Source organism: Streptomyces sp. DF42, from assembly GCF_058267695.1.
On sequence record NZ_CM177859.1, the window covers coordinates 7,034,760 to 7,049,473 of the forward strand.

The following is a 14,714-nucleotide window of genomic DNA, read 5'->3' on the forward strand; positions in this document are numbered from 1 at the left end:
TGGTGTCCGCGTAGCCGCGTGCGAAGCGGGCTCATGCGCGCAGCCGCAGGCCGCGGGGGGTCGCGATGAAGCCTGCTCCTTCCAGGAGGGCGCCGATGGGGGACGTCAGGGCCGAGACGCCGTTGATCCGCTCCACCGTGACCGTGCCGAGGGAACCGGCTCGGGCCGCTGTGGACAGGGCCTGAGCGGCTGCTTGCAGGCGCGGATCGTCCGCCGCTGCGCTGTCCGGGTCGGTGGGCCAGGCGAGCAGCGTCTTGCCGCCGCGCTCCATGTAGAGCGTCAGCTCGCCGTCGACCAGCACCACCAGGGAGCCCGCCTTACGGCCCGGCTTGTGCCCCGCGCCGGTCGGGGGTTCTGGCCAGGGCAGCGCCGCGCCGTAGGCGTTCGCCGGGTCGGCGGCGGCCAGGACGACGGCCCGGGACTCGGGGGAGGGGCGGGGGCGGTGGCCGGGAAAGGCGGAGCCGTAGGCGCCGGGGGCGGAGCCCGGGCCGCCGCGGGGGCCGCCTGCGCCCGGAGCGGCGTAGTCGCGAGGTGGGATGTACTCGTCGCGCGAGCCGGCGGCCGGGGGGAAGCCGGAGTCGTCGGTGAAGCCGGTGAGCTCGAACCCGGACCCGCTGCGGCGGGCAGCTTCGCCGGTCGGGGTGTCGCCGGTCGGGGTGGAGCCGTCCGCCGATTCGAAGGCGGCGGTCCAGTCGAAGGTGCCGGGATCGTCCGGGTCGTGTGGCGTGTGGCGTGTGTGGCCGTGGGGCGGGTCGGTATCGGCGGTGTGGTCGCCGGGAGCGGAGAAGGCGTGGGGCGAGCCGAAGGGGGCGGGAGGGAAGCCACCCGGAAAGCCGCCCGGGGCGCCGTCGGCGGACGGCTGTGGCAGGGCTTCGCCGCGGTCACGGGCGTTCGACACCGCGCGCAGTCGGTCCACCGCGCCGTCCATCGCGAACTGTGCCGCGCCGAGCCCCTCCACCACATAGCCACGCCGCGCCTGGCCGCTCTCCTCGAACGCGGACAGGATGCGGTACGTCGCCGAGAAGCCGCCCTCGATGCCCTCCGCGGAGACGGCTCCCCGGGTGACCACGCCGTGCCGGTCGAGGAGGGTGCGGGCGACGGCGTGTGCGCGCACTGTCGGGTCCGCTTCGCGTGGGGGGAGCAGGGACCAGCGGCCGGCGACGGTCGGTGGCCCGCTGCGGGAGGCGGGGCGTGCGGCGGAGGTGAGGGAGCCGTAACGCCCGCGCGGGACGCTGCGCTTGGCGCGGTGGGCCGTGGAGCCGGCGGTGCGGCCCGAGCCCAGCAGAGAGCGCATGGGGGTCAGCGTGTCGTTCGTGAGGTGTCCGGACCAGGCCAGGTCCCAGACGGTGTCGGCCAGTTGGGGATCGGTGACGTCGGGGTGGGTGGTCGCGCGGACCTGGTCGGTGATCTGGCGGAAGAACAGGCCGTAGCCCCCGGAGAGGGCGTCCAGGACGGACTGGTGGAGCGCCGTCAGCTCCAGGGGGTGCGGTGGGGGCAGGAGCAGGGGAGCCGCGTCCGCCAGGTACAGGGAGACCCAGCCGTCCTTGCCGGGGAGGGCCCCGGCGCCCGCCCAGACGATTTCTCCGGCGGCGGTGAGTTCGTCGAGCATCGCGGGCGTGTAGCTGGCGACGCGGGACGGCAGGACCAGCTTCTCCAGGGCCGACGCGGGCACGGACGCTCCCTGCAACTGCTCTACGGCACGCACCAGTCCGTCGATGCCGCGCAGCCCGTGCCCCTTGCCGATGTGCTGCCACTGCGGGAGGAACTGGGCGAGCGCGGCCGGCGCCACCGGCTCCAACTCGTGCCGCAGCGCGGCCAGGGAGCGGCGACGCAGACGGCGCAGCACGGCCGCGTCGCACCACTCCTGGCCGATGCCCGCCGGGTGGAACTCCCCTTGTACGACGCGGCCGTTCGCGGCGAGGCGCTGCAGCGCGCCCTCGGTGACCGCCACGCCCAGGCCGAAGCGGGCTGCCGCGGTGGTCGACGTGAAGGGGCCGTGGGTGCGTGCGTAACGGGCGAGGAGGTCGCCGAGCGGGTCCTTCACCGGTTCCGTGAAGGCCTCCGGTACGCCGACCGGCAGGGCCGTGCCGAGGGCGTCGCGCAGGCGGCCCGCATCCTCGATCGCCGCCCAGTGGTCGGCGCCGGCGACGCGGACCTTGATCGCGCGGCGGGCGCGGGCCAGCTCCTGCGCCCACGGGGGCTCGGCGCCTCGCTCGACCAGCTCGGCTTCAGTCAGAGGGCCGAGCAGGCGCAGGAGGTCGGCGACTCCCTCGGCGTCCTTGACGCGCCGGTCCTCGGTGCGCCACTGGAGCTCACGCTCCAGCTCGGTCAGCACCTCGGCGTCGAGCAGCTCGCGCAGCTCCGCCTGGCCCAGCAGCTCGGCCAGCAGCCGCGAGTCCAGCGAGAGCGCGGCAGCGCGGCGCTCGGCGAGCGGCGAGTCCCCCTCGTACAGGAACTGGGCGACGTATCCGAAGAGGAGGGAGCGGGCGAAGGGGGAGGGCTCAGGGGTGGTGACCTCGACCAGGCGGACCTTGCGGGACTCCAGGTCGCCCATCAGCTCGACCAGTCCGGGTACGTCGAAGACGTCCTGCAGGCACTCGCGGACCGCCTCCAGGACGATCGGGAACGAGCCGAACTCGCTGGCCACCTGGAGCAGTTGGGACGCGCGCTGGCGCTGCTGCCACAGCGGGGTGCGCTTGCCCGGGTTGCGGCGGGGCAGCAGCAGCGCGCGGGCGGCGCACTCGCGGAAGCGGGACGCGAACAGAGCGGAACTGCCGACCTGGTCGGTGACGACCTGGTTCACCTCGCCCTTGTCGAAGACGACGTCCGCAGCGCCCACGGGCGCCTGGTCGGCGTCGTATTCCGTGCCCGCCTTCATCGGTTTCTGGTCGAGCAGGTCCAGGCCCATGAGGTCGGCGTCGGACAGGCGCAGGACGATGCCGTCGTCGGCGTGCATGACCTGGGCGTCCATGCCGTACCGCTCGGAGAGCTTGGCGCCGAGGGCGAGGGCCCAGGGGGCGTGCACCTGGGCGCCGAAGGGGGAGTGCACGACGACCCGCCAGTCGCCGAGCTCGTCACGGAAGCGCTCGACGACGATTGTGCGGTCGTCCGGGACGTGGCCGCAGGCCTCGCGCTGCTCGTCCAGGTACGACAGGACATTGTCCGCGGCCCAGGCGTCCAGGCCCGCCGCGAGGAGGCGCAGTCGGGCGTCCTCCTTGGGCAGCGAGCCCACCTCGCGCAGGAACTGGCCCACCGCGCGGCCCAGTTCCAGCGGCCGGCCCAGCTGGTCGCCCTTCCAGAAGGGGAGTCGGCCGGGCACGCCGGGCGCGGGGGAGACCAGGACGCGGTCGCGCGTGATGTCCTCGATGCGCCAGGAACTGGTGCCGAGCGTGAACACATCGCCGACCCGGGACTCGTAGACCATCTCCTCGTCCAGCTCGCCGACCCGGCCGCCGCCCTTCTTGGGGTCGGCTCCGGCGAGGAAGACCCCGAAGAGCCCGCGGTCGGGGATGGTGCCCCCGGAGGTGACGGCGAGGCGCTGGGCGCCGGGGCGGCCCGTGATCGTGCCGGCGACGCGGTCCCACACCACGCGCGGGCGCAGCTCGGCGAACGCGTCGGACGGGTAGCGGCCCGCGAGCATGTCGAGGACCGCCGTGAACGCCGACTCGGGGAGCGAGGCGAAGGGGGCGGCGCGGCGGACCGTGGCGAGAAGGTCGTCGACCTGCCAGGTGTCCAGCGCCGTCATCGCCACGATCTGCTGTGCCAGCACGTCCAGGGGGTTGGTGGGGACCTTCAGGGACTCGATGGAACCGGTGCGCATGCGCTCGGTGACCACGGCTGCCTGGACGAGGTCACCGCGGTACTTCGGGAAGACCACTCCGGTGGAGACCGCGCCCACCTGGTGTCCCGCGCGGCCGACGCGCTGCAGGCCGGAGGCGACGGATGGCGGGGACTCGACCTGGACGACGAGGTCGACCGCCCCCATGTCGATGCCCAGTTCGAGGCTCGAGGTCGCGACCACGGCGGGCAGGCGGCCCGCCTTGAGGTCCTCCTCGACGAGGGCGCGCTGCTCCTTCGAGACCGAGCCGTGGTGGGCACGCGCGATGACGGGCGGCGCGCCCTGCGCCGCTCCGGAGCCGCCCATGAGTTCGGCCGGGGCGTGGTGCTCGTCCAGGGGTTCGCCGGTGGCCCGCTCGTACGCGATCTCGTTGAGCCTGTTGCACAGGCGCTCCGCGAGGCGGCGGGAGTTGGCGAACACGATCGTGGAGCGGTGGGCCTGGACGAGATCGGTGATCCGCTCCTCGACGTGCGGCCAGATCGACGGGCGCTCCGCGCCTTCCGATCCCTCGGCCACCGGGGAGCCGCCCAGCTCGCCCAGGTCCTCGACCGGGACGACGACCGAGAGGTCGAACTCCTTGCCCGACTTCGGCTGGACGATCTCCACCTTGCGGCGCGGCGAGAGATAGCGGGCGATCTCGTCGACCGGGCGGACCGTCGCGGAAAGGCCGATGCGGCGGGCCGGCTTCGGCAGGATCTCGTCCAGCCGCTCCAGGGAGAGCGCGAGATGGGCGCCGCGCTTGGTGCCCGCCACCGCGTGCACCTCGTCGAGGATCACCGTCTCGATGCCGGTCAGCGCGTCGCGCGTGGCCGACGTCAGCATCAGGAAAAGGGACTCCGGGGTGGTGATCAGAATGTCCGGGGGCCGCGTGGACAGGGCGCGGCGCTCGGCGGGCGGGGTGTCGCCGGAGCGGATGCCCACCTTCACCTCGGGCTCGGGCAGCCCAAGGCGCACGGATTCCTGGTGGATGCCGGTCAGCGGGCTGCGGAGGTTGCGCTCGACGTCGACCGCGAGGGCCTTGAGCGGTGACACGTACAGGACGCGGCAGCGCTTGCGGGGATCGGCCGGCGGCGGTGTCGAGGCCAGCTGGTCCAGGGCGGCGAGGAACGCGGCCAGCGTCTTGCCGGAACCGGTGGGGGCGACCACCAGCACGTCCGACCCCGCACCGATGGCCTGCCACGCGCCCGCCTGGGCCGCGGTGGGCGCGGAGAAGGCCCCCGTGAACCAGCCGCGGGTCGCGGGAGAGAAGCCGTCGAGGGCTCGGTGTGCGGAGCTGACCATGCGTCCATCCTGCACCCGACCACTGACAACTGCTCTGACCTGGGAAGACGACGGATCGAGTCGGATCCGGGGCACGGCCTCCCGCCGTGGGCTCGAAAGCCGCCTGCCGAGAGTACCGAGCCGGCCGCCGTGAGGGTCGAGAGCCGTCCGCAGTGAGGGCCGAGGAAGGCGGCCGGTCCTGCGCGCTCCGTTCCTGCTCGTCGTGGCGGCGGCCGTGGTGGTGACCGCCGGGGTGCGGGCCGTGGGGGGTTGACGGCCTCTGTGGTCAGCCGACGGGGCGTCCGTGAGCCCTCAGGGTGCGCAGCGCCTCGATGGTCACCATGGGGCGTGCCTCCAGAGCTGTGCCCGGCGCCCACTGTCGCCAGTTGACCGGCCAGCCGCCGTCCGCCTCCTGCGCGTCCGCGAGGAAGTCGAGGGAGCGTGCCATCTCGGCATCCGTGAACCACGCGCGCGCGAGGGAGCCAGGCGTCTTCGCGTAGTCGTGCGGGAAGTGGCGCTCGCCCGGGGCGTATCCGGGCGCGACCGGGTACGCGGCGAGGTCGTCCGGGTCCAGCGCCACGAGGCGGTGGTCGCGCACCAGGCGGCCGAGGCGGTCGGCGGCCGCCTCCGCGCGCGGGCGGTCGGGAGTGGCGTCCAGGAAGGCCACGGCGGCCTCGATCTCGTAGGGGTGGGACTTCTCCAGCGACTCGACGGTGTGCCAGCAGAAGTCCGTTGCCCTGAACAGCCAGGCGTGCCACACCTCGTTGCGGTGCAGCAGGCCCACCACCGGCCCCGTGGCGAGGAGTTCGCTCGGCGGATCGTCCACGATCGGGATGAACGGGGCGGCCGGATAGCCGCGCTGGCCGGGGTGGACCGCCGGCAGGGCGCCGTCCGCCGTGGAGACGGACGTCAGATAGCGGCACACGCGCTCCACACGCTGTCCGCCGCAGCGCCCGATGGAGTCCAGGACACGCAGCGCGTGCGCGGTGTGCAGCGGCTGGCTGACCGGGCCGCGCAGATCGGGCTCCAGGGCGTGGCCGTAGCCGCCGTCCTCGTTGCGGTAGGCGTCGAGCGCCGTTTCCACCGGGTCGGCGCCCCCGTTCAGGAAGTGGTGGGCGAAGAGGCGCTGTTCCAGCACGCGCGCGGTGAGCCAGACGAAGTGCTCGGCGCGGAAGAGCGGGGAGCGTGCCGGGGGCGTGGCAGGGAGCGGGGAAACTCCTGTTTCGGACATGCGTCAGACCGTAGGGCGGAAAGCGGTCTCGGCAAGCGGTCCCGGCTCAGGCCCACCCCCAGGGGCGGGATACTGGAGTCATGCGGTTGACGGTCTTCTGGCAGCGGATGGCGGAGCACTTCGGTCCGGGATACGCCGACACCTTCGCACACGACCACGTGATGGCGGAGCTCGGCGGTCGAACGGTGCACGGGGCGCTGGACTCCGGGTGGGACGCAAAGGACGTGTGGCGCGTGGTCTGCACGGTCATGGACGTTCCGAGTGAGAAGCGCTGATCGGTCACGAAGATCGCTGGACGGTAGTTGATTGTCAGACGAGTGGGTGAGACTTGGTCCGTGGCACCCACTGACGAGCCTGGGCAGACGGCCCGGCACGCATCCCCGTTCGGCACGACGCCGCCCGGCCCGCCCCCGGCCGACGACGCCGGTCCGGGCGGGCGCATGCCGCGCTGGCTGCCGCGCGCCGTGGTGCTCGTGCTCGCCCTCTACGCGGCTTTCCAACTGGGCACTTGGGCCTTCCACCAGCTCACCGGCCTGCTGATCAACATCCTCATCGCGTTCTTCCTGGCCCTCGCCATCGAGCCCGCGGTGAGTTGGATGGCCTCGCGCGGCCTGCGCAGGGGACTGGCCACCGGCCTCGTCTTCCTCGCCGTGATGATCATGGCGGCGGGCTTCGTCACCCTGCTCGGCTCCATGCTCGCGGGCCAGATCATCAAGATCGTCGAGGATTTCCCGAACTACCTCGACTCCGTCATCAACTGGATCAACACGCACTTCCACACCGACCTGAAGCGGGTGGACGTCCAGGAGGGCCTGCTCCGCTCCGACTGGCTGCGCAACTACGTGCAGCACAGCGCCACCGGCGTTCTGGACGTGTCGGCCCAGGTCCTCGGCGGCCTCTTCCAACTGCTGACGATCACACTGTTCTCGTTCTACTTCGCGGCCGACGGCCCCCGGCTGCGGCGCGCGATCTGCTCCGTACTGCCGCCCGCACGGCAGGCCGAGGTGCTGCGCGCGTGGGAGATCGCCGTCAACAAGACCGGCGGCTACATCTACTCGCGCGGCCTGATGGCGCTCATCTCCGGCGTGGCGCACTACATCCTGCTGCAGATCCTGGGTGTGCCCTACGCGCCCGTGCTCGGTGTCTGGGTGGGCCTGGTCTCCCAGTTCATCCCGACCATCGGCACGTATCTCGCGGGCGCCCTGCCCATGCTGATCGCCTTCACCGTCGATCCCTGGTACGCACTGTGGGTGCTCATCTTCGTCGTGGTCTACCAGCAGTTCGAGAACTACATGCTGCAGCCCAAGCTGACGTCGAAGACCGTCGACATCCACCCCGCCGTCGCCTTCGGTTCGGTCATCGCCGGCACGGCACTCCTCGGCGCCGTCGGCGCGCTGATAGCCATCCCGGCGGTCGCCACACTGCAGGCGTTCCTGGGGGCGTACGTGAAGCGGTACGCCGTCACGGACGACCCGCGTGTCCACGGACACCGCAGAGGGGGACCGGGACGCGGCCTGTTCACGCGCGCGGGACAGCTGTGGGCGCGGTGGCCGGCGGCCGACGAGACCGAACAGGGCGGACAGGACGAGCAGCCGGAGTCCAGGGAGGGCTCCTCCCGGGGGACGACGGCTTCGTAGAGGGCTCTTCCCGAGGGCCGGCGGAGTCCGGGGAGGGTCGGCGTCAGCCCGAGGCGTGGTCGGACGGACGGGCAGGCGCAAGCGGCTCAGTACGTGAGGACGGCCCACACTCCGGCGCCGATGACGGCGACGACGTAGCAGCCGATCGCCGCGGCCACGATCCGCCGCCGGATCGGCTCGCTCCAGGACGTGCGGGACAGCAGCCAGGCCAGCGACGGCAGGACCAGGACCGCGTGCAGGCCGACCCCGTGCAGCGGCTTGAGCGGCGCTGTCGAGTGGTACGCCGCCTCCTGGTGCCCGGTGCGGGTGAGCACCACACCGCGCGCGATCATCGCGGCGCCCGTAGCGAGCGCGACGAGCAGGATCGCGAAGCCGGAACGTACCGCCGGCGCCATCCCCGCGGGGCCCGAGGGGCGGTGCCGGAACGAGGCGAGGGCGAACACGGTGAGCAGCACCACGAGGACGCCACCGCCCACCGCGAGCGTCATCGACACCGCGGTGTCGAACGGCGTCTCCATGTCGAGGTGTGAGGGCACCCTGCGCCAGGCCTGAAGGGTGATGCCGCCGACCTCCACGACGCAGTCGGCGACTAAGACGGTGAGCAGCAGGGCGCGCAGCCGCGGACCGACGCGCAGATACGAAGTGACCCAGGTGACCGCGATCAGGGTCGTCCCGAAGGACAGCCCGAAGGTGACTGGCTTGCGCCAGGAGACGGGCCCGTCCCATGGGCCGCCGTCGACGGCGAACACCGCCAGGTGCACGAGGCCGGAGAGGACCAGGGCGAGGCCGACGGTGTGACAGAGGCGTTCCGCCGGCCGTAGTCCGGCCCACCACGTCGTAGGGGCCGACGGCCGCGCAGGCACCGTTTCCGCTGTCATCGGGCCTGCGCTCCTGTCCGCCGGGTGTTCTTCTCGGTCTCCACCTGCATGCCTTCAGGCTCGCGTGACCGCGCGGTCCGGTCGTCGTCCGGCAGAAGACACCCGTCGTACGTCACGGGGAGTATCCCGATCTCACCTCGGGCCAGGGCCCCAACTCGGCGCGGTCGCAGTCCCGGAGGTGCCGCGTGGTGCGCTTGACACAAAAATCGAACATCCATTCTTATGGAGATTCCGGCGAGGCTCTCTGCGGGCAATTCGACATGGTTTTGACGGAGAAGTGCCCGAGTTATCCACAGGCTGGACGGGCGTCGGGGCGCATTGTCAGTGGCAGGCGTTAGCGTCTTTGACGTGAAGCGATCGACTCAAGCAAACCGGGTGGAACCCATGGCAGGAACCGACCGCGAGAAGGCGCTCGACGCCGCGCTCGCACAGATTGAACGGCAATTCGGCAAGGGCGCGGTCATGCGCATGGGCGAGCGGCCGAACGAGCCCATCGAGGTCATCCCCACCGGGTCGACCGCACTCGACGTCGCGCTCGGCGTCGGTGGCATCCCGCGCGGCCGCGTGGTGGAGGTGTACGGACCGGAGTCCTCCGGCAAGACGACCCTGACCCTGCACGCGGTGGCGAACGCGCAGAAGGCCGGCGGCCAGGTCGCCTTCATCGACGCGGAGCACGCCCTCGACCCCGAGTACGCGAAGAAGCTCGGCGTCGACATCGACAACCTGATCCTGTCCCAGCCGGACAACGGCGAGCAGGCCCTGGAAATCGTGGACATGCTGGTCCGCTCCGGCGCACTCGACCTGATCGTCATCGACTCCGTCGCCGCGCTCGTCCCGCGTGCGGAGATCGAGGGCGAGATGGGCGACAGCCATGTCGGTCTGCAGGCCCGTCTGATGAGCCAGGCGCTCCGGAAGATCACCAGCGCGCTCAACCAGTCCAAGACGACCGCGATCTTCATCAACCAGCTCCGCGAGAAGATCGGCGTGATGTTCGGCTCCCCGGAGACCACGACGGGTGGCCGGGCGCTGAAGTTCTACGCCTCGGTACGCATGGACATCCGCCGCATCGAGACCTTGAAGGACGGCACGGACGCGGTGGGCAACCGCACCCGCGTCAAGGTCGTCAAGAACAAGGTCGCGCCGCCCTTCAAGCAGGCCGAGTTCGACATCCTCTACGGCCAGGGCATCAGCCGCGAGGGCGGTCTGATCGACATGGGCGTGGAGCACGGCTTCGTCCGCAAGGCCGGCGCCTGGTACACGTACGAGGGCGACCAGCTCGGCCAGGGCAAGGAGAACGCGCGCAACTTCCTGAAGGACAACCCCGACCTGGCCAACGAGATCGAGAAGAAGATCAAGGAGAAGCTGGGCGTCGGCGTGCGGCCCGAAGAGCCCACCGCCGAGCCGGGTGCGGACGCCGCCGCCGTCTCCGCCACCGCGGACGACGTCGCGAAGACGGCGCCCGCACCGGCGGCCAAGGCCGCCAAGACCAAGGCACCGGTTGCAAAGAGCTGACGTGACACGGCGAAGCGACTGGGCCGAGTACGCCCACTTGGATGCCCCGCGTGAGCGAGGGCGGGGAGGCGACGGGGGTTACGACGGGCCGGGCGACGAGGCGTACGCGCGAGACCCGGCGCACGGCACGGACGGGGGCCGGGGCCGCGTGGAGCCGTACAACTCCGAGGCGTCGTACTCCGGCGCGTCCCACGGCGATGAACCGGGCGGCGGAGAGTGGCCGGACGACGACGGCTCTGCGTTCGGCTCCGACGCGTACGGCTCGGACTCATCCGGCTCCGACGCGTCCGGCGGCGGCTCGCGCCGTCGCGGCAGTGGGGCTCGCGGCGGTACCGGGGCTCGTGCTGCGGGTGGCTCCAGAGGGCGTCGGCAGCGACGTCGCGGTGAGCCGTCCGGTGGGGACGGGGGCTCCTTCTCCTCGTCGAGGGCCGAGCAGGAGGAGTGCTCAGGGGACCCGGTCGAGCGGGCACGGGCGATCTGCCTGCGCCTGCTCACCGGGACCCCGCGGACGCGCAAGCAGCTCGCCGACGCCCTCCGCAAGCGCGAGATTCCCGACGACGCGGCGGACGAGGTGCTGTCGCGGTTCGAGGAGGTTGGGCTGATCAACGACAGCGCGTTCGCGGATGCCTGGGTGGAGTCCCGCCACCACGGCCGAGGACTGGCCCGGCGGGCGCTGGCCCAGGAGCTGCGCACCAAGGGCGTCGACTCCACGCTGATCGACGAGGCCGTCTCCCAGCTCGACTCCGAGCAGGAAGAGACGACCGCGCGCGAACTCGTAGCGCGCAAGCTGCGTTCCACACGCGGCCTCGACCGCGACAAACGGCTGCGCCGCCTCGCGGGCATGCTCGCCCGCAAGGGCTACCCCGAGGGCATGGCCCTGCGGGTGGTCCGGCAGGCGCTGGAGGAAGAGGGCGAGGACACGGAGTTCCTGGGGGACGAGGGGTTCTGAGCGAGACAGGGGCCTTCAGGACCTGAGCACACGCATGCGTGCGGTGCCGTACTCAGCGAAGCGCGACCACCGGGCCCGGCGCTGCGGTCGCTCCTTGCCGCTGCCGCCCTTGCCCGCCACGAAGCCATGGCGGACGGCACTGAGCACCGGCGTTCACGACGAACGACCGTGAACCGCCTACGACGTCACCGGCAGCCCCGCCGCCCTCCACGCCTGGAAGCCGCCGACCAGATCGGTGGCCCGTGCCAGCCCCAACTGGTGCAGAGACGCCGCAGCGAGGCTCGACGCGTACCCCTCGTTGCAGATCACCACGACCCTCACTTCGTGGCTCGTGGCTTCGGGCAGGCGATGACTGCCCTGCGGGTCGAGGCGCCACTCGAGTTCGTTGCGCTCGACGACGAGGGCGCCCGGAATCACGCCGTCCTGCTCGCGAAGGGCGGCGTAACGGATGTCCACCAGTAGGGCCGCGCCCGCCCGGGCGGCGTCGTACGCCTCCTTCGGCTCGATCCGCTCGTAGCCCTCGCGCACCCGCTCCAGCAGTTCGTCGATGCCGACGGGCTGTTGCCTCTCGCCGCTCACTTGCCCGTGGGCCGAACCGCCGCCGCTCACTGCCAGTCCTCCGGGCGCTCGACCTGCTCCAGACGCAGGACGGGGCCTACGCGGCTGTAGCGGCGGATCTGCGGCAGCGGCGGGTAGTAGGCGTGGACGGAGATCGCGTGCCGTTCGGTGGACTCGTTGAGTACCTCGTGGACGTGATGGCGGCCGAAGGCCCGGCCCTGGCCGGCCGCCAGCCGCCGCTCCCGGTCCACGCCGTCGGTGAGTTCCAGGGTCTTCCAGCCGTCGGCAGGCAGCCGGGCGGTGAGCGAGTTCTCCTTGAGCTCACCGGCCGCCGTCAGGAAGGCGCCGACGGAGTCGGCGTGGTCGTGCCAGCCGGTGCCGGTACCGGGCGGCCAGCCGATCAGCCAGGCCTCGCTGCCGCCGGGCCCCTCCAGACGCACCCAGGTGCGGCCCTCGGGGTCGAGCGGGAGCGAGGCGATCAGCTCAGGATCTGCGGCCATACGCCGTACGAAGTCGAGGAGGTCCGCCTGCGTCGGAGCCTGGGAGGGCGCGGAGGGCGCGGAGAGTGCGGAGGCAGAAGGAGCCGGAGAGGGAGAGACAGACACGTGACACCGTCCTGAAGAGCATTCGCGTGGGAGCGCGCGGCAGCACTGGGGGCGCGCAGGAGGAGAGGGATGCGAATTCAGCAGGACGGGCGACACACGCAGCCCGCGTAGCGGACGAGGTCCATATGGACCCTCCGCCACAGGCGCACAAAGGTGTCGGTCACGATCCGGAGTACACCATTGGCGGGGCAATCGGTCAACTCACCGTCATCGGACGCCTCCGGCGTTCAGGCAGGTGAAGAACCGGGTTCTCGTGCCGCGGAGCACTTGTCGGCCTGCCGTAGGGCGCATCGGAGGTCTCGGCAGGAGGGCTGAGAGCGGCGTCCAACAGGTGCAGGACTCCGAATCGGTGGAGCGTCGGCCGGCAGCTGCCCGTGCAGTCAGCCGGGCATGCAGATCTTCAGGAATACGCTCTGCCGACGCTGAACTACACGAAGCGCGGTTTCCGGCTCAGGGATGGCAGGCTGCATCTCGCCGGCGCCGCGGGCCGAATGGCGATGCGGGGGCTCATCAGCGCGATCCCGCCGTGGCTTCGGCTTCTGCCTTCGCCGGTCCTCCCAGCGTCGCCTCTGCCGCCGAGTAGAGGTCGGCCGGACGCACGCCGCCCAGCGCCGCGACCAGATGGCCGTCGGGCCGGACCAGCAACACGGTGTGGGCGGCCGCGCCGGGATAACTCTCGGCGACCAGCAGCTCGGCGGGGTGCGGCAGCGCGGACACCGCGGCCGCCAGCCGGGGCATGACCCCCGCCGTCACCCAGTGCTTGCGCTCCCACACTCCTGTGCCCGGCGCGATCAGAACCACCAGCAGTGCACCGCGCCCTAGCCGGTCGCGGAGCCGTACGAAGGAACCGTCCTCGGCGGTGACCCGTACATCGGTGATCGCCGCACCGGGCGCGGTGGCCACGGGGACCTCCGCTTCGAGGTGCCGGGGCGCGAGCGGCGAGCTGTCGTACGCCCCCGGCGCACCGAGCGCACCGCGCCCCAGATGACCGTCCGCGAGCAGCGCGTCGTGGCCGCGGGTCGAGCCGGGCACGTACGCGCGCAGCCCGCCGCCGCCGCGCAGCAGCGGCAGCACCTGGTCGGCGGCGCGCAGCCGGCCGGCGACGATCCCGCGCCGCTCCGCCTGGTAGCTGTCGAGCAGCGGCTCGTGCGGTCCGTGGTGCCAGGCGAGCGCCAGCTTCCAGGCCAGGTTGTCGGCGTCCCTGAGCCCCTCGTCCAGTCCCTGCGTGCCCAGCGCACCGAGCAGGTGCGCCGCGTCCCCGGCGAGAAAGACCCGGCCGACGCGCCACCGGCGGGCCAGCCGGTGGTGGACGGTGTGGACTCCGGTGTCGAGGAGTTCGTACGCCGGTGCCGAGCCGCCCTTCCAGCCTGCGAGCGTCTCCCGGACACGCGCCAGCAGCAGCTCGGGAGTGACCAGGTCCTTCCCCGGCGGCAGCAGCCAGTCCAGGCGCCACACGCCGTCCGGAAGAGGGCGGGCGGCCACCTCACCGGCCGAGGGCGTGGACGTCCGCCACGGCGGCATCCGATGGAGCAACGCTTCGTCCGCCCACGGAAGTTCCGTGCGCAGTGCGGCCACGGCGTGTCGCTCCACCGCGGTACGGCCCGGGAACCGGATGTCCTGGAGTTTGCGCACGGTGGAGCGCGGGCCGTCGCAGCCGACCAGGTAACTGCCGCGCCACCAGGTGCCCTGTGGGCCGCGAGTGTGCGCCGTGACCCCCGAGGGTTCCTGCTCGACGCTGTCGAGGCGGCTGTCCACGGCGAGGTCGACCAGCCGTTCGGCGGCCAGGGCGGTGCGCAGGGCGCCGGTCAGGACATGCTGGGCGATGTGCAACGGCGAGGGCTCGGTGTCGTCGCCGAACGTGACCTCGCGCATCACCTGCTTGCGCCGCAGAGACCGCCATGCGGCCCAGTGCGCGCCCTCCCGCGCGAGCGGCACTCCCGTCAGCCGCTCCAGCAGGGCGGCGGTGTCCTCGCGCAGGACCACCGTGCGCGCGGGGCGCGGATCATCCTTGCCGGGACCCTCGTCCAGCACTACGGAGGGCACTTCCTGACGGGCCAGCGCCAGGGCGAGCGTGAGCCCGACGGGCCCCGCTCCGACGATGATCACCGGGTCCACGGCGCGGCGCCCCCTGCCCGCGGAGGTGTCCTGACGGACCGATGTGAACAGGAAGGTGGAGCAGGGTGCACGATCACAGAACGTATGCAACCCATTGGCGGGGTTTGCGTCAAGTGACGGAGGCAGTGGCG

At 72.1% G+C, this 14,714-nt stretch carries 11 protein-coding genes and 1 pseudogene; 5 read left to right on the plus strand and 7 right to left on the minus strand.

The genetic code is table 11. The features are described 5' to 3' along the window. Window positions 1-31: 31 nt before the first annotated feature. On the minus strand, window positions 32-5,119 hold the full coding sequence (locus ACYUED_RS32330) for an ATP-dependent helicase (protein ID WP_491287839.1): 5,088 nt from the start codon (window positions 5,117-5,119) through the stop codon (window positions 32-34). Between the two features lie 175 nt (window positions 5,120-5,294). Here ACYUED_RS32330 and ACYUED_RS32335 point away from each other — a divergent pair. Then, window positions 5,295-5,372, plus strand: a pseudogene (locus ACYUED_RS32335) (AzlD domain-containing protein); the annotation flags it as partial. Between the two features lie 12 nt (window positions 5,373-5,384). On the opposite strand, the gene ACYUED_RS32340 reads toward ACYUED_RS32335, so the two are convergent. Further along, window positions 5,385-6,329 (minus strand): hypothetical protein, encoded by a 945-nt coding sequence (locus ACYUED_RS32340; protein ID WP_491287840.1) that lies wholly within the window; start codon window positions 6,327-6,329, stop codon window positions 5,385-5,387. A gap of 80 nt (window positions 6,330-6,409) precedes the next feature. Here ACYUED_RS32340 and ACYUED_RS32345 point away from each other — a divergent pair, with 80 nt between their 5' ends. Both ACYUED_RS32345 and ACYUED_RS32350 read left to right on the plus strand, forming a co-directional pair. After that, window positions 6,410-6,604, plus strand: a complete 195-nt coding sequence (locus tag ACYUED_RS32345; protein ID WP_491287841.1) for a DUF3046 domain-containing protein — start codon at window positions 6,410-6,412, stop codon at window positions 6,602-6,604. 60 nt (window positions 6,605-6,664) lie between these two features. Continuing rightward, complete coding sequence (locus tag ACYUED_RS32350) at window positions 6,665-7,966, plus strand: AI-2E family transporter (RefSeq protein WP_491287842.1); 1,302 nt, start codon at window positions 6,665-6,667, stop codon at window positions 7,964-7,966. An 86-nt stretch (window positions 7,967-8,052) separates the two neighbouring features. Here ACYUED_RS32350 and ACYUED_RS32355 read toward each other — a convergent pair whose 3' ends face one another. After that, window positions 8,053-8,844, minus strand: a complete 792-nt coding sequence (locus ACYUED_RS32355; protein ID WP_491287843.1) for a hypothetical protein — start codon at window positions 8,842-8,844, stop codon at window positions 8,053-8,055. Between the two features lie 384 nt (window positions 8,845-9,228). Here ACYUED_RS32355 and recA point away from each other — a divergent pair, with 384 nt between their 5' ends. Then, on the plus strand, window positions 9,229-10,356 hold the full coding sequence (gene recA / locus ACYUED_RS32360) for a recombinase RecA (protein ID WP_491287844.1): 1,128 nt from the start codon (window positions 9,229-9,231) through the stop codon (window positions 10,354-10,356). 1 nt (window position 10,357) lies between these two features. Beyond that, on the plus strand, window positions 10,358-11,305 hold the full coding sequence (gene recX / locus ACYUED_RS32365) for a recombination regulator RecX (protein ID WP_491287845.1): 948 nt from the start codon (window positions 10,358-10,360) through the stop codon (window positions 11,303-11,305). 177 nt (window positions 11,306-11,482) lie between these two features. Here recX and ACYUED_RS32370 read toward each other — a convergent pair whose 3' ends face one another. The 4 genes from ACYUED_RS32370 to ACYUED_RS32385 all read right to left on the minus strand — a co-directional run bounded on the left by ACYUED_RS32370 (window position 11,483) and on the right by ACYUED_RS32385 (window position 14,583). Further along, window positions 11,483-11,884: a rhodanese-like domain-containing protein gene (locus ACYUED_RS32370; protein ID WP_491287846.1), complete on the minus strand. Its 402-nt coding sequence runs from the start codon at window positions 11,882-11,884 to the stop codon at window positions 11,483-11,485. A 26-nt stretch (window positions 11,885-11,910) separates the two neighbouring features. Beyond that, window positions 11,911-12,468: a cupin domain-containing protein gene (locus ACYUED_RS32375; RefSeq protein WP_491287847.1), complete on the minus strand. Its 558-nt coding sequence runs from the start codon at window positions 12,466-12,468 to the stop codon at window positions 11,911-11,913. 77 nt (window positions 12,469-12,545) lie between these two features. Further along, window positions 12,546-12,632, minus strand: a complete 87-nt coding sequence (locus tag ACYUED_RS32380; RefSeq protein WP_342452749.1) for a putative leader peptide — start codon at window positions 12,630-12,632, stop codon at window positions 12,546-12,548. 346 nt (window positions 12,633-12,978) lie between these two features. Next, window positions 12,979-14,583 (minus strand): FAD-dependent monooxygenase, encoded by a 1,605-nt coding sequence (locus ACYUED_RS32385; protein ID WP_491287851.1) that lies wholly within the window; start codon window positions 14,581-14,583, stop codon window positions 12,979-12,981. Between the last annotated feature and the right edge of the window lie 131 nt (window positions 14,584-14,714).

What these genes read in the sequence shown, in the direction of transcription:
- ACYUED_RS32330 (WP_491287839.1), bottom strand. Translation starts at nt 5,119, where the DNA reads ATGGTCAGCTCCGCACACCGAGCCCTCGACGGCTTCTCTCCCGCGACC.
- ACYUED_RS32340 (WP_491287840.1), bottom strand. Translation starts at nt 6,329, where the DNA reads ATGTCCGAAACAGGAGTTTCCCCGCTCCCTGCCACGCCCCCGGCACGC.
- ACYUED_RS32345 (WP_491287841.1), top strand. Translation starts at nt 6,410, where the DNA reads ATGCGGTTGACGGTCTTCTGGCAGCGGATGGCGGAGCACTTCGGTCCG.
- ACYUED_RS32355 (WP_491287843.1), bottom strand. Translation starts at nt 8,844, where the DNA reads ATGACAGCGGAAACGGTGCCTGCGCGGCCGTCGGCCCCTACGACGTGG.
- recA (WP_491287844.1), top strand. Translation starts at nt 9,229, where the DNA reads ATGGCAGGAACCGACCGCGAGAAGGCGCTCGACGCCGCGCTCGCACAG.